The 17,009-nt window shown below is 45.9% G+C and carries 18 protein-coding genes, 1 tRNA gene and 1 pseudogene; 12 read left to right on the top strand and 8 right to left on the bottom strand.

Annotation, left to right across the window (positions count from 1 at the left end):
* Position 1: 1 nt before the first annotated feature.
* Entirely contained in the window at positions 2-547 is a 546-nt protein-coding gene (folK, locus tag CWE08_RS08690; protein ID WP_241973868.1) for a 2-amino-4-hydroxy-6-hydroxymethyldihydropteridine diphosphokinase, read from the bottom strand.
* Positions 548-624: 77 nt separating this feature from the next.
* Complete coding sequence (gene folB / locus CWE08_RS08685; RefSeq protein WP_126767568.1) at positions 625-984, bottom strand: dihydroneopterin aldolase; 360 nt, start codon at positions 982-984, stop codon at positions 625-627.
* 184 nt (positions 985-1,168) lie between these two features.
* Here folB and plsY point away from each other — a divergent pair, with 184 nt between their 5' ends.
* Positions 1,169-1,795: a glycerol-3-phosphate 1-O-acyltransferase PlsY gene (gene plsY, locus CWE08_RS08680; protein ID WP_126767567.1), complete on the top strand. Its 627-nt coding sequence runs from the start codon at positions 1,169-1,171 to the stop codon at positions 1,793-1,795.
* A 13-nt stretch (positions 1,796-1,808) separates the two neighbouring features.
* Here plsY and tsaD read toward each other — a convergent pair whose 3' ends face one another.
* Both tsaD and CWE08_RS08670 read right to left on the bottom strand, forming a co-directional pair.
* On the bottom strand, positions 1,809-2,822 hold the full coding sequence (gene tsaD, locus CWE08_RS08675; RefSeq protein ID WP_126767565.1) for a tRNA (adenosine(37)-N6)-threonylcarbamoyltransferase complex transferase subunit TsaD: 1,014 nt from the start codon (positions 2,820-2,822) through the stop codon (positions 1,809-1,811).
* A gap of 143 nt (positions 2,823-2,965) precedes the next feature.
* Complete coding sequence (locus CWE08_RS08670) at positions 2,966-3,994, bottom strand: type IV pilus twitching motility protein PilT (protein ID WP_126767564.1); 1,029 nt, start codon at positions 3,992-3,994, stop codon at positions 2,966-2,968.
* A gap of 42 nt (positions 3,995-4,036) precedes the next feature.
* On the opposite strand from CWE08_RS08670, the gene CWE08_RS08665 reads away from it, so the two are divergent.
* From CWE08_RS08665 to CWE08_RS08650, 4 genes are all read left to right on the top strand, one after another.
* Positions 4,037-4,753 (top strand): YggS family pyridoxal phosphate-dependent enzyme, encoded by a 717-nt coding sequence (locus tag CWE08_RS08665; protein WP_420837082.1) that lies wholly within the window; start codon positions 4,037-4,039, stop codon positions 4,751-4,753.
* A 33-nt stretch (positions 4,754-4,786) separates the two neighbouring features.
* The gene (proC, locus tag CWE08_RS08660; protein WP_126767561.1) at positions 4,787-5,614 is read left to right on the top strand and encodes a pyrroline-5-carboxylate reductase; all 828 of its coding nucleotides are present in this window, start codon (positions 4,787-4,789) and stop codon (positions 5,612-5,614) included.
* Between the two features lie 32 nt (positions 5,615-5,646).
* Positions 5,647-6,177, top strand: coding sequence for a YggT family protein (locus CWE08_RS08655; RefSeq protein ID WP_126767559.1), 531 nt, complete (start codon positions 5,647-5,649; stop codon positions 6,175-6,177).
* Between the two features lie 79 nt (positions 6,178-6,256).
* Positions 6,257-6,745: a DUF4426 domain-containing protein gene (locus CWE08_RS08650; protein WP_126767558.1), complete on the top strand. Its 489-nt coding sequence runs from the start codon at positions 6,257-6,259 to the stop codon at positions 6,743-6,745.
* A 20-nt stretch (positions 6,746-6,765) separates the two neighbouring features.
* Here the strand turns inward: CWE08_RS08650 and CWE08_RS08645 are convergent, their stop codons facing one another.
* Positions 6,766-8,496, bottom strand: a complete 1,731-nt coding sequence (locus CWE08_RS08645) for a potassium/proton antiporter (RefSeq protein ID WP_126767556.1) — start codon at positions 8,494-8,496, stop codon at positions 6,766-6,768.
* Positions 8,497-8,621: 125 nt separating this feature from the next.
* On the opposite strand from CWE08_RS08645, the gene rdgB reads away from it, so the two are divergent.
* Positions 8,622-9,224 (top strand): RdgB/HAM1 family non-canonical purine NTP pyrophosphatase, encoded by a 603-nt coding sequence (gene rdgB / locus CWE08_RS08640; protein ID WP_126767554.1) that lies wholly within the window; start codon positions 8,622-8,624, stop codon positions 9,222-9,224.
* Positions 9,225-9,331: 107 nt separating this feature from the next.
* Complete coding sequence (gene hemW, locus CWE08_RS08635) at positions 9,332-10,495, top strand: radical SAM family heme chaperone HemW (protein ID WP_126767553.1); 1,164 nt, start codon at positions 9,332-9,334, stop codon at positions 10,493-10,495.
* On the opposite strand, the gene trmB is transcribed toward hemW, so the two are convergent.
* A complete protein-coding gene (gene trmB / locus CWE08_RS08630) occupies positions 10,492-11,160 on the bottom strand; it encodes a tRNA (guanosine(46)-N7)-methyltransferase TrmB (protein ID WP_241973875.1) in 669 nt (222 codons plus the stop codon). The genes hemW and trmB overlap by 4 nt on opposite strands.
* Before the next feature lie 205 nt (positions 11,161-11,365).
* Here trmB and mutY point away from each other — a divergent pair, with 205 nt between their 5' ends.
* The 5 genes from mutY to CWE08_RS08605 all read left to right on the top strand — a co-directional run bounded on the left by mutY (position 11,366) and on the right by CWE08_RS08605 (position 15,748).
* Positions 11,366-12,451, top strand: a complete 1,086-nt coding sequence (gene mutY, locus CWE08_RS08625; RefSeq protein ID WP_126767549.1) for an A/G-specific adenine glycosylase — start codon at positions 11,366-11,368, stop codon at positions 12,449-12,451.
* 108 nt (positions 12,452-12,559) lie between these two features.
* Positions 12,560-12,835, top strand: coding sequence for an oxidative damage protection protein (locus CWE08_RS08620; RefSeq protein WP_126767548.1), 276 nt, complete (start codon positions 12,560-12,562; stop codon positions 12,833-12,835).
* Positions 12,836-13,115: 280 nt separating this feature from the next.
* Positions 13,116-14,234, top strand: a complete 1,119-nt coding sequence (gene proB, locus CWE08_RS08615; RefSeq protein ID WP_126767546.1) for a glutamate 5-kinase — start codon at positions 13,116-13,118, stop codon at positions 14,232-14,234.
* Entirely contained in the window at positions 14,227-15,495 is a 1,269-nt protein-coding gene (locus tag CWE08_RS08610; RefSeq protein ID WP_126767545.1) for a glutamate-5-semialdehyde dehydrogenase, read from the top strand. Before proB ends, CWE08_RS08610 begins: the two co-directional genes overlap by 8 nt.
* A gap of 177 nt (positions 15,496-15,672) precedes the next feature.
* A tRNA-Phe gene (locus CWE08_RS08605) sits at positions 15,673-15,748 on the top strand.
* A 118-nt stretch (positions 15,749-15,866) separates the two neighbouring features.
* On the opposite strand, the pseudogene CWE08_RS12465 reads toward CWE08_RS08605, so the two are convergent.
* Positions 15,867-16,406, bottom strand: a pseudogene (locus CWE08_RS12465) (site-specific integrase); the annotation flags it as partial.
* A 269-nt stretch (positions 16,407-16,675) separates the two neighbouring features.
* Positions 16,676-17,008 carry a helix-turn-helix domain-containing protein gene (locus CWE08_RS12315; RefSeq protein ID WP_126767543.1) on the bottom strand — a complete coding sequence of 111 codons (333 nt, stop codon included), beginning with the start codon at positions 17,006-17,008 and terminating at the stop codon, positions 16,676-16,678.
* Position 17,009 lies beyond the last annotated feature (1 nt).

Raw genomic sequence — 17,009 nt, 5'->3', positions numbered from 1 at the left:
TCTACCACCGAAACGAAACCACTGTTAACGATTGCTGTTGCCCCACATCACTGTGTAAAAACTGCTTCCATAGCTCGAGATAATTTTGCTGTTCAATTGGATGATGATGCAGTGGATGTAAATCAGCCAATGGTTTTAATACAAAAGCGCTGGTTAACACCTCGGTTCGCGGTAAATCTGGTTCACCATTCTCAGCCCCCGTTTGTACTCGATCACCGTAGAGTAAGATATCGAGATCGAGTGTTCGGGAACTGTATTTTTCTGTTTCTGCAGGGCGGCCAAAGTTCTCTTCAATAGTTTTACAGCATTGCTGAACCTGCAATAAAGTTTGCGCAGAGTAGAAGCTAACAACGAGATTATAAAAAGGTGGCCCAGTAAAGCCTAACGCCTCGGATTCGTAAACTGGAGAAACTTGTAAACGCGGATACTGCTCTGCAAGGGCGCGAATTGCGCCACGAATATTTTCCTCACGGTTTATATTACTTCCGATGCCAATACTAATCAGCTTCTCTTTGTGCTCTTTTTTCTCGCTCTCCAATTGCATCATTAACCCTAAAACTATTTGTCTGCAAACCGATTATGAAATGTTGTTGTTATTCTGTGCTGTTAATGAACACCAACAATCTATGCTTCTCGCTTTCGATGAATAGTTACGGCAACAGTTCTAGCGGCTTTTACCGCTGTTGGTTTAGCTACCCGAACTTGCAGTTCACTCACATTGAATTCAGCCATAATGCGAGTTGCGATAATTTCTGCAACATCTTCAATCAAGCCCCAGGTTTTTGCTGTAATCCAACTGGTTACCGCTTTTTGAACTGCATCATAATCTAACGCATCTTCAATCGCACCGGTTTTAGCCGGCTTGCGGTTATCCCAGGCCATTTTCAAATCAATAACCAATGGCTGCGTAATTTCTTGCTCCCACTCAAAAATACCCACAACTGCTAGCACTTCTAAGCCTTCTATACTCACAAAATCTTGCACACTTTTTCCCTACTGTTAATACCTTGTTACAATTTAGTTGTTCAATCTTTGCTGTTTTCTCGCTATCTTGTGCTTGGTGAATAGCTTTTAAATTAAAAAAACTCTATTCTGCACAGAATTATCCCTAGCTCTGTGATCACTGCACTACTTAATATTAACGTAACAGGAATACCTAAAAAAGCTAATGTCTGCTCTTGCCCTGCTCATGATTGTATTTGCTTACCTGCTTGGTTCTGTAAGCAGTGCAATCATTGTTTGTAAAGCGTTTAGCCTTGATGACCCACGCTTACGAGGCTCGGGTAACCCCGGAACTACAAACGTATACCGCTTAGGCGGCCCAGTGCCAGCTGGCCTCACCTTACTCGGTGATATTCTCAAAGGAATGATTCCAGTGTGGGCCGCTTATTATCTCGATTTGAGTCCCATTATTCTCGGGTTGGTAGCCATTGCAGCGTGCTTAGGGCACATCTACCCGCTGTACTTTAAGTTTCAAGGTGGAAAAGCCGTAGCCACTGCTCTGGGAGCCATGTTTCCGGTGGCTTCAGAAATGGCTCTATTACTTATCGTTACTTGGGTTATTGTGTTTTGGGTAAGTCGCGTATCTTCGTTAGCAGCGCTAATAACCGTTGCCCTTTCACCTGTTTATGCATGGTTCATAAAGCCACAATACACCGTGCCAGCTATTATGCTCGCAGCACTCATCATCTGGCGACATCGCACCAACATCATCCGCTTGTGGCGAGGCACGGAAGTAAGCTTCCAACGAAAAGCCAAAAAGAAACCGAGTACATCGCAGAAACCAAACGAGTGAGTTTGCCATCGCTTTATAGGGGCGCGAGGTCAGTTAAAGGCCAGCGCGGCCTTACTTTTACTGATAAATCAGCCGTTTGTTTTGCTGCTAAACGCTGCGCCCCAGCCACTGCAATCATCGCCCCGTTGTCTGTGCAAAACTCGGAACGTGGGTAAAACACCTCGCCGCCTCGTTTTCTCATAGTTTCTTCTAACATGCTGCGTAAACGCACGTTAGCACTAACACCCCCAGCCACAACTAAACGCGTAAAACCGGTTTGCTCCAATGCTCGTTGGCATTTGATGATAAGCGTATCTACTACCGCATCTTGAAACGCACGGGCGATATCTGCTTGTGTTTGCTTATCCTTGCCATTCTTTGCAATAGCTTGCGCTGCCGCAGTTTTTAAACCGCTAAAGGAAAAATTTAAGCCCGGTTTATCGGTCATTGGTCGCGGAAATACAAACCGCCCCGCCACACCAGAATCGGCCAATGCAGCTAAACGCGGCCCTCCAGGATAATCAAGGCCGAGCAGCTTTGCCGTTTTATCAAATGCCTCACCAGCCGCATCATCCACTGATTCACCTAGTAAGGTGTATTCACCAATTCCATCCACTTGCACAAGCTGCGTGTGGCCGCCAGAAACTAGCAACGCAACAAAAGGAAACTCAGGTTTGTTGTCCTCTAACATGGGCGCCAACAAGTGCCCTTCCATATGATGAACACCAACCGCTGGAACGTTCCAACCAAACGCTAAACTTCGACCAATCGTTGCGCCTACCAACAAAGCGCCAATTAATCCCGGTCCTGAGGTGTAGGCCACACCATCAATATCTTTTGCCGTAAGATTTGCATCCACCAATGCTTTTCGAATCAAAGGGAGGGTTTTACGCACATGATCTCGGGAAGCTAACTCCGGAACTACGCCGCCATAATCAGCATGCAACTTCACTTGGCTGTAAAGCGCATGAGATAACAAACCTTTCTCAGTATCATAGATTGCAATACCGGTTTCATCACACGAAGTTTCGATTCCCAAAACGCGCATATCTTTTTTCGCTCCAAACTCAGCTCAAACTGCACCCAAATTGGGCTTATACCAGGCCCGGGCAGCAAACTATTTAACTACATTAGCAACCCAAAGCCGCTTCAAAATCCGGTGTATTCTAGCGAAAAACCCCATCGCCGGCACTAGCTGATTTGCCCAAGCTTACTTTTTACCTGGTCAGCATTAATCTCACCACGTTCGGATAATCGGTTCAGCGCCTGCTCCATAGTTTGCATACCTATTGCACCACCGGTTTGAATCGATGAGTACATTTGCGCCACCTTATCTTCGCGAATAAGGTTTTTTATCGCCGGGGTGGCAAGCATGATTTCGTGCGCCGCAACTCGCCCACCATTTGGTTTCTTAAGCAAAATTTGTGAAATCACCGCCCGTAGCGATTCAGAGAGCATCGAACGCACCATCGATTTCTCATCACCAGGAAACACATCAATAATCCGATCAATAGTTTTTGGCGCCGATGTAGTGTGCAGGGTACCAAACACTAAATGGCCAGTTTCTGCTGCGGTTAGTGCTAAGCGAATGGTTTCTAAATCACGAAGCTCCCCCACCAGAATAACATCAGGGTCTTCCCGCAAAGCCACCCGCAATGCATTACTGAAACTATGGGTATCACGGTGAACCTCACGTTGATTAATCAAGCTCTTCTTACTCTCATGCACAAATTCGATGGGATCTTCAATGGTTAAAACATGATGAGGGAAACGGTTGTTTATATAGTCCACCATGGCCGCTAAGGTTGTTGATTTACCTGAACCGGTTGGCCCGGTTACCAGTACTAAACCTCGCGGATACTCAGATATACGCCCTAAAATTTCAGGCGCGTTTAAATCTTCAAGGCTCAATACTCTATCTGGAATTGTTCGAAATACCGCAGCGGGCCCATACTGCTGCATGAAAACGTTGGCCCGGAAACGTGCCAAGCCCTCAACCGCGAAAGAAAAATCAACCTCTAGGTCTTTTTTGAATTGCGCTTGCTGACGCTCATTCATTACCGAGGTTACCATGGCTTCGATTTGTCGAGAGTCGAGCAAGTCTGTGTTAATCTTAGCGATATCACCATCGATACGGCACATTGCGGGTGCATTTGCCGATAGATGTAAATCGGACGCCTTATTTTTTACGCTGTATTCAAGTAATTCTTTGATGTCCATGTGAAACTCTTTTTATGTTTAACTAAAAGAAGACAACTAAAGCTGATGCCAAGATCAACAGAACTATCAAGCTCTGCATTGCACGCGCATTTTGCCACGGTAATGCAGCAAATTCAGGATGCTGCCAAGGCCGCCAACCGGGATCCTGACAGTATCGCACTTCTTGCGGTCAGTAAAACGAAACCCGCATCCGCAATTGCGGAACTATACCGTGCTGGGCAACGCCAATTTGGCGAGAATTATGTTCAAGAAGCTATTGAGAAAATCCAAGAATTGCAAGCACATGATGATATTGTTTGGCACTTTATTGGCCCTTTGCAATCAAATAAAACGAAAGATGTTGCCGAACATTTCGCTTGGGTGCACAGCATCGATCGGGAAAAATTGGTGCGTCGCTTAGCCAACCAGAGGCCTAAAACTCTGGGGCCGTTGAACGTTTTAATACAAGTAAATATCGATGACGAAGCAAGCAAAGCCGGCGTAAATTTAACTGAAATTCCCGAGCTCGCTGCCAGTATAGCGAGCGCAGAGCAATTGAAATTGCGTGGTATCATGGCGATACCAAATCCTGATGCCAGTGCGGAGCAACAAAAACAAAGCTTCGCTGAATTGCAAAAAGCATACAAAGAATTACAAGAGCAGCATCCCGATGTAGATACCTTATCCTTGGGCATGAGTAATGATTTGCAACTCGCTATTGCCCATGGCTCCACTATGGTGCGGATTGGTACTGCTTTATTTGGCGCTCGAGAAAAGTAATTTGCTATAATTTTTTGAACAAAAGGAACTACTATGAGCAATAACACGCGAACAATTGGGTTTATCGGTGCTGGTAATATGCCACAAAGCATTCTCGGTGGCATGATCAAAGGCGGCTACCCGGCTAGCTCGATTATTGTTAGCAACCCAAGCCGCCCTAAGCTCGATATGCTGGAAGAAAAATATGGCCTGTTTACCAGCCAAGATAACCATGAAATCGCCGCAAAATCTGATGTTATCGTGCTTTCGGTAAAGCCGCAGCTTATGCGTGATGTATGCGAAGATCTACAAAAGCACGTTCCAGATTTAGATAAAAAACTTATCATTACCATTGCGGCTGGTTTGCGCATGGAAAGCTATTATGAGTATTTCAGCGAAAATATCGCTCTTGTGCGAGTAATGCCAAACACCCCATCACTTGTTGGCGAAGGTGTTTCTGGCTTGGTTGCAGATAGCAACACAACAGAAGCCGACCGCGATTTCGTAACCCAAGTGTTCGATTATGTAGGAATTACTATTTGGCTTCAGGACGAAGATGCCATTGATGTACTCGGAGCAGTTGCCGGCAGTGGCCCAGCCTACTTTTTTGAATTCATGCACAGTTTACAAAGAGCCGCCGAGGATCTCGGCTTTAACAGTGAACAAGCACGCGCCATGGTACAACAAACCTGCTTGGGTGCCGCAAAAATGGCCAGTGAGAGTGAATTATCTTTGGTTGATTTACGTAAACAAGTAACCAGTAAAGGTGGCTCTACCGCAAAAGGTGTTGAAGTTTACCAACAAGCTGAGTTAAACGATATTTCGAAGCGTGCGGTTGCAGCTGCAGTAGCCCGCAATCAAGAAATGGCGAAGCTTTTTTAAGCTTCTCAAGGGATAATAAGAAGGATTAATTTATGGGTAATGGCGCGCAATTTTTAATTACTACGGCTTTTGACCTCTACATCATGGCCGTTATTTTGCGGCTTTGGATGCAGCTGGCTCAAGTTGATTACTTTAATCCAGTATCACAGTTTATTGTGAAAATTACAGGGCCGGTATTGAACCCCCTTCGCCGTGTGTTTCCCACTATTGGCCGCTTTGATATTGCTGCTGCGTTTTTAGCTTGCGCGTTAGCCGCGTTGAAGATTTTTATCTTGATTCACCTACAAATGGGAAGTTTCCCTTACAGTGTTTTGAATCTTGTTCTAGCAGCGCTACAAAATGTTGCCGTTACTACATTAACGATTATTTTCTGGGTGTTGTTAGCGCGTGCCATTATGAGTTGGTTCAGCCAAGGCCAGCACCCGATGGAATTTGTAATGGCACAACTTACTGAACCCATGCTTTCACCCATTCGCCGTATCATTCCACCGATCGGCGGGCTCGATTTATCCGTATTGGTGTTGATTATCATAGTGCAATTTATTCGGGTGAGTATCAGTTAGCCGATTTAGCCAAGGTGAGGTAAAAGCCGGCTATGTGTGGCAAGTGGTAGCACGGAAAGTGAAACAGCGGAGAAGTAAAATGAAGAACATGAAAAGCCGAGCATTAGCGATCATGTGTTTGGGAGCAATGTGGTTATCATCGCCCGTTATGGCTCAACAGGCGGCTAATGAAGAGTTACCAGAGCAAAGCGCAGTGCAAGGTGGCCAATATGCCAGCTTTGATAATTGGCAGGTTCACTACAGCGCCTTCCCCAGTACCATGCTGCTGCCCGATATCGCTACTCGCTACAACATTCGCCGGAGTAGCGCCCGCGGCCTGATAAACATCTCTGTTTTAGATACTGATAGAGAAGATAATCCTGCGCAGCGAGTTGCTTTGCAAGGGTATGCCCTGAATAGTTTGGGGCAGAGGGTGAACCTTCAGTTTCGCCGCTTTGTTGAGGAGCCTGCTATTTATTATATCAGCGAAGTAAACCACGATGATGATGATCGGCTACGTTTCTTTATTACTATTACTCAGGGTGATAGAACGGAAGAATTACGTTTCACACACACATTTTACCGCTAGAAAGAGCATGAAAACCGCAACTAGCTGGTTGCGGCTTTCACCCCTACTTTTAAAATAGTGCCATCATCGTCTATTTCTCGGGCAGTAAATACTAAGTTACCCAATAAAACATGATCCCCTACCACCACTCTTCGGTGAAAACGGCGAACAAATATCTCATTAATTTTGGTATCTAAATCTTCTCCGCCATCTTCTGGAAGCATATAAAAGCCCGCTAAATCAGCAAGGGTTACATCGGCATTCAATACGAAATCACCGAAGAATGATTTCCGGTTGATTCGTTTGTTGGTGCCAGTAGAGGCCAAAACCTCACTAATCTTGCTTACATCTTCAGAGGCGGCCATTACCATGAGGGAATCACCCGCTTGTAATTTCGGATCAGCTGAACTGCGCACCCAAACTCCGGTGCGAATTAAACCAATAAAATCTGCATCTCGTGGTAAATTAATTTCTCCCCAATGATGTTCCGCCGCAGCCGAATCATCGGTAATTTCATAGACAAGAATTTCTAAAACATTCTTGGAATGAATGCTATCTAAAGGCATGCGATATTCAGGTTCCGGCTCAGCTGGTATTTCAAGGCCTAACTTGCGCGCTATCCAACTAATGCTCCAGCCCTGCACAACCAATGAAACTAAAACCACAACAAAGGCTATTTCGAAATAGAGTTGTTGGTTTTCCAAACCTGCAATCCATGGGAAAAGTGCCAATACGATGGGCACTGCACCACGCAAACCCACCCAACTAATAAAAATTTGATCGCGCCAAGGGAATCTAAACGGAGCCAAACTGATGAAAACCGCGAGCGGCCGAGCGATAAAAATGAGTACAGCAGCCAGAATGAGTGCCGGCACCAAGATACCTGTAATCGAGGAGGGCGTCATGAGTAATCCGAGCATTAAGAACATCACGATCTGCGATAACCATGCTAAGCCATCGTGTACTCGCAGTATGTGAATAACCTGTGGCAAACGCGCATTACCTACTAGATAACCCATCAAATATACAGCCAGAAAGCCACTACCGCCAAGTTGTGCGGTAAGGCCGAAAACGGTTACTGCCCCAGCTACGGCTAATAAAGGGAAAAAAGAAACATGTAAATCAAGCTTTTTACAGCCAAACACAAACACCTTACCGCTTAGATAGCCAACAATGGCACCCACCACGGCTTGCTGCAAAAAAACCAACACAATCCATCCGTCTAACGGCACTTCAGGGTTAGCTAGAACCGCTACAATGGTTACCGTGAGCATCACCGCCATTGGGTCATTACTACCCGATTCGATTTCCAACGTTGAAGCTACACGCTCTTTGATGCGAAGTTTTTGTGATTGAAAAATGGAAAATACCGCAGCCGCATCGGTAGAACCTAAGATAGCGCCGAGTAACAAGCCCTCTATCCAGGAAAAGCCAAACAACCACGATGCAGCTAAACCAGTTATTAAACAGGTAATCAAAACACCCACAGAAGCCAGAGTAGCGGCTGGCCTCAGGGCCACACGAAAGCGTTCTGGATGAGTGCGCAGGCCGCCATCGAAGAGAATAATCACTAAAGCCACTGAACCGATCAGCAAAGCCGCATCAGGGTTATCAAACTCCAACCCAAGTACGCCCTCTTCTCCAGCCAACATACCAACGCTTAAGAACACTAAAAGTAATGGCGCGCCCACGCGAACAGAGAACTGCACGGCCAGAATACTGATAACCAGCAATGCCCCTGCGATGAGAATGAGTAGGTTTACGGCTTCCATTAGTGTGCTCTGCGTCCTTTTGTAATCTTTACTTCGATAGCTCCGGTTTTGATAATAACACAGCCTTCGAAGTGCGCTATAATCCCGCCGAACAAATACTATTTTAGCAATCTGCGAGGTTATAGATGCAAACTAAGGATTCGTTGCAGTTGGTGCTCGCCACTGGCAATAAAGGCAAAGTGGTTGAATTATCTGAGCTTCTTGCGCCACTAGGTTGGCAGGTAACACCGCAAGCTGAGTTAAATGTCTCCGATGCCGATGAAACCGGTTTAACATTTATTGAAAATGCGATTATTAAAGCGCGGCATGCCTGTGAAAGTACCGGCCTTCCAGCTCTGGCCGATGATTCTGGTTTAGCCGTAAAAGCTTTAGGCGGCTCACCGGGAATCTATTCAGCGCGGTATGCTGGAAGCAATGCAACCGATACAGATAATCTGAACAAGCTGCTTACAGACATGGAAAATGTTCCTACTGATGAGCGTCAAGCAGAGTTTCATTGTGTGTTGGTGTTCATGCAAAGTGCCAGCGATCCTACGCCCATCGTTTGCCACGGCCGTTGGCAAGGTATGATTACCAGAGAACCAGCGGGTTCTGGCGGCTTTGGTTATGACCCAATTTTTTGGATACCTGAGCTCAATTGCACATCAGCGGAACTAAGCAAACCGGAGAAACAAGCGTTGAGTCATCGAGCAAAAGCTCTGCAACTTCTCGTTCAGCAACTCGCTTAAATCCGTGTTTACAGAACCAACGTTCATCCAAAAGATGTTCACGCAAGCCCTTTTTACCCCAATAGGCTACCAATTTTCGCTGGTTAATGAAGTATTTGAGGCATCTAATGACAACCACTAATATGCAACTACCACCCTTGAGTTTATATGTGCATATTCCGTGGTGTGTGCAAAAGTGCCCGTATTGTGATTTTAATTCTCATGCGCAACCTGAAATTATTCCTGAAGCCCAATATATTGCTTGTTTGCTTGATGATTTAGCGGCTGATTTACGTTACGTTCAAGGCCGCAAGCTTACCTCTATCTTTATCGGCGGCGGCACTCCGAGCCTTTTTTCAGCCGCAGGAATACAAGGTTTATTACAAGGCATTGAGGCACTTATACCATTTAACCCAAATATTGAAATAACGCTCGAAGCGAACCCAGGTACCTTTGAAACTGAACGTTTCGCTGGCTTTGCCGATGCTGGCGTAACGCGATTATCCATTGGCGTTCAAAGCTTGCAGCAACAACAGCTGCAGCGCCTGGGCCGAATTCATAATTCGGAGCAAGCACAGATTGCGGCTCAGCATGCCAGCACCCTAGCGCTCACCAGTTTTAATTTGGATTTAATGCATGGTTTACCCGAGCAAACGCTAGCTACAGCCATGGCGGATTTAGAGGGTATTATTGCCCTCAACCCACCTCACATTTCGTGGTATCAACTTACGATTGAGCCCAATACCATGTTTGCGAGCAAACCGCCGGTGTTGCCCAATGATGATGTATTGTGGGATATCTATGAACAAGGCCATATTCGCCTTGCCGCCGCTGGCTACGAGCAATATGAAGTAAGTGCTTATGGCAAACCGAGGCATCGCGGTCAGCATAATTTGAATTACTGGCGTTTTGGTGATTACTTGGGCATTGGTTGTGGTGCTCACGGCAAAATAACCTTGCCCGACCAGCAACAAATTATTCGCACCGAAAAGGTGAAGCATCCACGCGGTTATCTTGATTTAACCCGAAACTTTGTCTTTAAACAATGGCAGGTGGAGCCGGATGAGCGAGTATTCGAGTACTTTATGAATCGCTTACGGTTACTTGAACCAGTTCCTAAAAGCGAGTTTTCGGCCTTTACCGGTTTACCACTCGATAAAGCCGATAAAGCCCTTGCTGATTCAATTCGCAAGGGCTTTATCGAGAATACAGCGGAACATTGGCAAACAACTGCAACGGGGCGCTTATACTTAAATCAAGTGCTTAGCGATTTACTTACCGAAGATAATTAAACGGCGGTGTATTTCATATCCCAAACCCCATGGCCAAGGCGTTGCCCACGTTGTTCGAATTTAGTGAGTGGGCGCTCGTCTGGCCGCGGAATGTAAGTACCATCAGTGGCTTGATTCTCATATCCCGGCGCTACGTTCATCACCTCTAACATGTGCTCGGCATAATTTTCCCAATCGGTAGCCAAATGCAAAACACCACCGGCTTTCAACTTCTTCCGCAATAAAGCCACAAATTCCGGCTGAATTAACCGGCGTTTATGGTGGCGTTTTTTATGCCACGGATCTGGGAAAAATATCTGCACACCATCAAGGCAATCATCAGCGAGCCAATCATTCAATACCTCTACGGCATCGTGTTCAATAACGCGCAAGTTACTTACATTCTGAGCTTCCGCCTCAAGCAAACAGGCACCTACGCCCGGGGTATGTACTTCAATACCAATAAAGTTTATTTGTGGGGCGGCCTTTGCCATAGTTACTAACGATTTTCCCATGCCAAAACCGATCTCTATAACCACAGGGTTAGCGTTGCCAAATATGCTCGCTAGATTCAGCTGCTCACCATTGAATTCAATACCCATGATTGGCCATTGGCGCTCCATCGCACCAGCTTGGCCTTTCGTTAATCGGCCTTCACGGCGAACAAAACTTCTGATCCGGCGCATGTAGGGGCCACTTTCGATTTCCTTTAGCGCTTCTGAGCTTTCTGTAGTTTCTGTGTTGGCCGCGCCGTGCTCTGGCGTTTTGTTCATACCTACCTCTGTGGTTCTAAATTCTTCAATTTTCTTGATAGCATGCACACAAACGAACCTGCTACACTCAACGGGCCGTTATTATCCAAGCTCCTGAAGGAAAAACAAGCAAACTCGCATGCAAGCAGCAAATAAACTTAAAAAGCAACTAACCGCCGCTAAATTCGCAGAAGAAGTACTTACTTGGCAACATCAGCATGGTCGTCATGATCTGCCATGGCAACAGCCAGCCACTCCTTATCGTGTTCTAGTTAGTGAAATTATGCTGCAACAAACTCAAGTTAGCACCGTTATTCCATATTTTCAGCGCTGGATGCAAGCTTTACCCACTCTGGAAGCACTTGCAAGCGCCAACGAAGATGAGGTTATGGCGCTTTGGCAAGGCTTAGGTTATTACTCGCGCGCTCGAAATTTGCAGAAAGCCGCGCATTACATAGTGCATGAGCTGAATGGCAAGTTTCCTGAAGAACTTGAAAGTATTCAAAAGATTCCTGGTGTTGGCCGTTATACCGCAGGGGCAATTCGCTCGTTCGCCTATGATACCTATGGACCCATTGTCGATGGCAATGTGCGCCGTCTGTTTTGCCGAATTTTTGGTATTGAAGGCCCGCCCACGAGCAGCGCAGTAAATAAAGAACTATGGCAGTATGCCGAAACGCTCACGCCTGAGAAAAATAACCGCAGGTTCGCTCAAGGGTTGCTCGATTTAGGCGCCACGCTATGCACCAAACGTAACCCTAGCTGCCAAGATTGCCCCTTCGCAAGTTCTTGCGTTGCTTTTCAAGAGCAACGAATAACAGAATTACCCAACCCTAAGGCTAAAAAAGCCATTCCCACCAAAATTGGCCACTTCCTCTGGATAGAAAACTTGGAGAATAATAGCCTGCGCCTGGTTAAACGACCCAGCAAAGGTATTTGGGCATCTCTTTGGAGTTTACCGGAAGTTTCGGAAAAACCATTAGAGGCCGAGTTAAAAGGAAGCTTCAAACACGTTTTTAGCCATTACAAGTTAGAAGCTAAGGTGTGGGCGATGACCAGCGCCAACGTTGAAATAATGAATCACCTTGAAGAAGCGAATCCTGAATATCAACTACCTACCGATGCAGTTGCTGACCTAGAGAATAGCAAAACATTGAACTCCCTAGGGTTACCAACGCCGATTCGGGCATTTATTGAAACTCACTGGCAAACCAAGGCAGAATAGAGTTGCGCTAGCTGGTAATAATTCCTGTGTGTTAGTATGCCAGCCCATTAGATGGTGGTGAAACGAAAACCGCTTAACTACCGATAAGTGTTCAGTTTGGAGTAAGTTATGGCTCGTACCGTATATTGTGAATACCTAAAGAAAGAAGCCGAAGGCCTAGATTTTCAACTCTATCCTGGCGAGCTTGGTGAAAAAATATTTGCCAGTATCTCAAAAGAAGCCTGGGCTGAGTGGCAAAAAAAACAAACTATGCTTATCAACGAAAAACGTTTGAACATGATGGACACCGAAGCCCGTGCGTTTTTAGAACAGCAAATGATTGCGTTTTTGTTTGAAGGAAAAGAAGTAGATATTGAAGGTTATACACCGCCAGAACAGCAATGACGTAAATCCAAACAAAAAACCAACATATTACTTCAAGTTTTTAAAGAATAAATTGCTTATTTTTCAATCTAAAAAAGTAGGTTCTTTAACGCTAAAAGTGAATTTTTATGCAATAACGGAGCTATGCATAACACATCCTAATCATTCGTTTTATAGCTATTGCGAATACCTCCCATATAAACTGTGAATGCCCTATCAAGCCCCGTGAGCGTGGGCTTGGTGGAGCTTAATTCGCCATTATGCTAGTATAAATGCTTCGTTAGTTCAGTATGGAGTTCATATGAAAATCCCAGCCTGGCGAAGAGCAGTGATCAAGGTCGGCAGTGCTCTAATCGCGCCAGATGGTAATGGATGCAGCTCAAAATATCTTCTCGCCATCGCTCGCTTCATTAACGAATGCCGTGAGCGCGGACAAGAGATAGTTTTGGTGTCATCAGGATCCGTTGCCGCAGGCCGACATCATTTTAATGTAGAAAGTACCCAAATTCCGGTTGTTCTAAAGAAAGCCATGGCGGCTGTAGGGCAAACCCAAGTTATGGAGAGCTGGTCACGCTTTTTTGATTTCCCTTGTGCCCAAGTTCTCATGACTCACGATGACCTTCGCGACCGCGAGCGCTATATCAGCATTCGCAACACAGTGAACGCACTTCTCGAAAACGACATCATGCCCATCGCCAACGAGAACGATGCGCTAGCCACCGATGATTTAAAAGTAGGTGATAACGATAACTTAGCCGCAATGGTTGCTACAGTTGTTGATGCCGACGCGCTCTTTATTTGTTCTGATATTGATGGGTTGTTTGATAAAGACCCGAATAAAAATAAAGACGCTACCTTGTTACCGGTGATTGAAGAAATTGATCAGAGTATTTATGCCCTGGCCGGGGGTTCTGCTAGTGCTGTTGGTACCGGCGGAATGCGAACAAAAGTTGAGGCTGCTGAAAAGGCAACCGCCCACGGCATAGACACTTATATTTTAAATGGCCGGAAAGGAAGTAAATTTGAAGTGCTTCTGCGAAACGAAAATCCGGGCACCTTATTTAAAGCTAAAGAAAACCCGTTAAGCAATAAAAAGCATTGGCTACGCCACACCCTAATCGCCCAAGGCGAGATACTGGTAGATTCAGGCGCAGTAAAAGCGATTAGGAATAACAGCGAATCATTATTGACTTCGGGTATCGTCGGTATAGAAGGTAATTTCGATCGCGGCGATGCAGTGCTTGTTAGAAGCGCAGAAAACATGGAAACGATCGCTAAAGGCATTTGCCGATATAGCTCCCACGAATTGATTCATATCAAAGGGCAATCGGATAGCGCCATCGCTGAAGCATATGGATACAGCCCAATCAGCGAAGTCATTCATCGCGACGATTTAATGTTATGGAGAAAACATGAGTAACCAAATTAGTAATAGCGAATTAGCTACAGAAATTTCTAAACGTGCTGCTAAAGCGGCACGTTCAATTGCAACTTTATCTACCGAAGATAAAAATGCAGCCTTACAACGCATGGCCGATGCCATTCGTGCGCAGCAAGAAAAAATTCTACTAGCCAACGCCGAAGATTTACGTGAAGGCGAAGCTAAAGGCTTAGATGCTGCCATGATGGATCGTTTAGCCCTAGATGCAGATCGTATCGAAGATATGGCCAAAGCAATTGAAGAAATCATTGCCTTACCTGATCCCGTTGGTGAGAGCTATCTTCTAGAAGAGCGCCCAAATGGCATGCGTATCGATAAAATGCGTATCCCGCTAGGCGTTATTTGCATGATTTACGAAGCGCGCCCAAATGTAACAGCAGATGCTGGCGCTCTTTGCTTTAAATCAGGTAATGCAGTAATTCTTCGTTGTGGCCGCGAAGCGATCGGCACCAGTAAAGTAATCGCCGAAGCGATGCACAGTGCCATTGAAGCCAGCGGCTTGCCGAAAGATGTGGTTACCGTAGTGCCAACGCCAGATCGTGATCTAATGGCTGAGCTGTTAAAGCAAAGCGATTACATTGATTTAGTGATCCCGCGTGGTGGTGAAGGCCTCATTCACTATGTAAGCGATAACAGCAAGATCCCAGTGATTCAACATTACAAAGGTGTATGCCATTTATATGTTGATAAAGATGCGGATCTTGATAAAGCGTTGGCCTTATTGCTAAACGGTAAAACTCAACGTACGGGCGTATGTAATGCTCTTGAAGGTTTATTAGTTCACAGTGAAGTAGCTGATAAGTTCTTGCCAATGGCTGCAACAGCACTAGCGGAAAAGAACGTTAAAATTCACGCATGTTCAGGTTCGCTAGAATATTTCGAAGATGCTGAGCATATCGCAGATGATGCTTTCGGTGAAGAATATTTAGCGCTGGAAATTGCTGTTCGTAAGGTGAATGATTACGATCATGCAGTTGAACATTTGCATCAGTTTTCTAGCGGCCACACCGATGTGATTTGCACTGAAAACGAGCAAACTGCACGTAAATTCATTGCCGATATCGATTCAGCAGTAACCATGTGGAACACTTCATCACGGTTCTCCGATGGCGGGCAGCTAGGTTTAGGTGCAGAGATTGGTATCTCTACCTCCAAGCTCCATGCGTATGGCCCCATGGGCTTGCAATCGCTAACTACCGAGAAGTTTGTAGTTACCGGTAATGGTCAAGTTCGCTCTTAACGTTTAATTCGTTTCGCAAACGGTGCGCTTAATAGGCGCTGCCTAGTGTTAAAAAAGGCTTCTAGGAATAGAAGTTTCAATAAAATACCAGCGCAGCCTTGACACCTAACCACAAAACGAGTTTAATACCCGCCGCATTGAGATGTTGCTTTATATGGCCATCACTTTGCGCGGCTTGCCCGGATAGCTCAGTTGGTAGAGCAGAGGATTGAAAATCCTCGTGTCGGTGGTTCGATTCCGCCTCCGGGCACCATTATTTCAAAGGCCCTGCTAGCAATAGCGGGGCTTTTTGTTTTCTGGCTTTGTACCAATTTTGTACCACATGTACCATCCACATTGCCCGCAACCTGTTTTAAGTGTTGCCCTGCAAGATGGGCGTAGCGCAAAACCATTTCAAATGATGCCCAGCCACCTAGCTCTTGAAGCTCTTGTAAGCTAGTGCCACGTTGAGCATGCCAACTCGCCCACGTGTGCCGTAAATCGTGCCAACGAAAATTTTCAATACCCGCTCGGGTTAACGCTGCATGCCATGCCTTTGTCGATGTTCGCTCCACAGGGTTGCCTTGATACACAAAACAATACTGCGGATGTTCACCTTGCACCGTTCGCAACACCGATACCGCATCGTTATTTAAAGGAACGTTAATGGCCTTTCCTGATTTTGATTGATCAGGATGGATCCACGCAAACCCGCGTTCAACATCCACTTGATCCCAACGCAAATAACTCACATTCGATTGGCGCAAACCCGTTGCCAATGAAAACTGAGCCATAAGACGCAAGTGCCGCGGTAATTCCTCTAACAATCGATCCGCTTCATCGGGGGTTAACCAGCGAATACGTTTTCTTGACTCCTTAAACAGTTTTACCGCTGGAATCCGATCGACCCACTCCCATTCATCCCGAGCCATACGCAGTATTGAGCGTATAAGCGCCAAGTAACGATTGGCCGTTGTCGTCGATGCTTCCTTTGCTCTCACTGCCTTAATGTGATCAACCACATCGCGGTTAATCTCATCAAGATAAAGGTGCCCTAAATATGGATCCAGCCAACGCAGCTTCCCTAAGTCTTTTTTAGCATCCGCCTTGTAAGCTTTCTCCTGTAACCAGCGAACCACAGTTTCCCGCCACGTTCGCCTTGGTTGTTCACCCAGTTTATACACCCGCCAAGCTTCGCTCTTTAGGCTATCTTCGTACTCTTGCGCCTGCTTCTTTTCGTCGGTGCCAGTAGAGCGAGATATTCTCTCTCCGTTTGGAGCCGTGAAGCGAGTCCACCAGAGGTTCCCACGTTTATACAATGCCATGATGATTCCTCCTCATCACAACCTTGTTGCGGCGTGTTCACACCAAAAGCATATAAAGCATCCAGGTATTCCACAAGGTCTTTTTCGAGGAACACCCAACGTTTGCCAGGTTTCGCTGCTTTGATGCGCTTCCCACGGGCTAATTCGGCCAAGTGGGATGCGGACATACACAGGTATTGTGCGGCCTCTTGCAGATTGAATGTGTTCATA

It is taken from the genome of Aliidiomarina iranensis, from assembly GCF_003987135.1.
Lineage (GTDB): Bacteria > Pseudomonadota > Gammaproteobacteria > Enterobacterales > Alteromonadaceae > Aliidiomarina > Aliidiomarina iranensis.
This window is presented reverse-complemented; position numbering and strand designations above follow the sequence as displayed.

Coding starts and splice junctions, on each gene's coding strand:
- CWE08_RS08620 (WP_126767548.1), top strand. CDS start 12,560: ATGGCTCGTACCGTATATTGTGAATACCTAAAGAAAGAAGCCGAAGGC.
- CWE08_RS08655 (WP_126767559.1), top strand. CDS start 5,647: ATGGGTAATGGCGCGCAATTTTTAATTACTACGGCTTTTGACCTCTAC.
- proC (WP_126767561.1), top strand. CDS start 4,787: ATGAGCAATAACACGCGAACAATTGGGTTTATCGGTGCTGGTAATATG.
- CWE08_RS08645 (WP_126767556.1), bottom strand. CDS start 8,496: ATGGAAGCCGTAAACCTACTCATTCTCATCGCAGGGGCATTGCTGGTT.
- proB (WP_126767546.1), top strand. CDS start 13,116: ATGAAAATCCCAGCCTGGCGAAGAGCAGTGATCAAGGTCGGCAGTGCT.
- CWE08_RS08670 (WP_126767564.1), bottom strand. CDS start 3,994: ATGGACATCAAAGAATTACTTGAATACAGCGTAAAAAATAAGGCGTCC.
- CWE08_RS08610 (WP_126767545.1), top strand. CDS start 14,227: ATGAGTAACCAAATTAGTAATAGCGAATTAGCTACAGAAATTTCTAAA.
- CWE08_RS12315 (WP_126767543.1), bottom strand. CDS start 17,008: ATGAACACATTCAATCTGCAAGAGGCCGCACAATACCTGTGTATGTCC.
- plsY (WP_126767567.1), top strand. CDS start 1,169: ATGTCTGCTCTTGCCCTGCTCATGATTGTATTTGCTTACCTGCTTGGT.
- trmB (WP_241973875.1), bottom strand. CDS start 11,160: ATGCGCCGGATCAGAAGTTTTGTTCGCCGTGAAGGCCGATTAACGAAA.
- tsaD (WP_126767565.1), bottom strand. CDS start 2,822: ATGCGCGTTTTGGGAATCGAAACTTCGTGTGATGAAACCGGTATTGCA.
- folK (WP_241973868.1), bottom strand. CDS start 547: ATGATGCAATTGGAGAGCGAGAAAAAAGAGCACAAAGAGAAGCTGATT.
- mutY (WP_126767549.1), top strand. CDS start 11,366: ATGCAAGCAGCAAATAAACTTAAAAAGCAACTAACCGCCGCTAAATTC.
- hemW (WP_126767553.1), top strand. CDS start 9,332: ATGACAACCACTAATATGCAACTACCACCCTTGAGTTTATATGTGCAT.
- rdgB (WP_126767554.1), top strand. CDS start 8,622: ATGCAAACTAAGGATTCGTTGCAGTTGGTGCTCGCCACTGGCAATAAA.
- CWE08_RS08650 (WP_126767558.1), top strand. CDS start 6,257: ATGAAGAACATGAAAAGCCGAGCATTAGCGATCATGTGTTTGGGAGCA.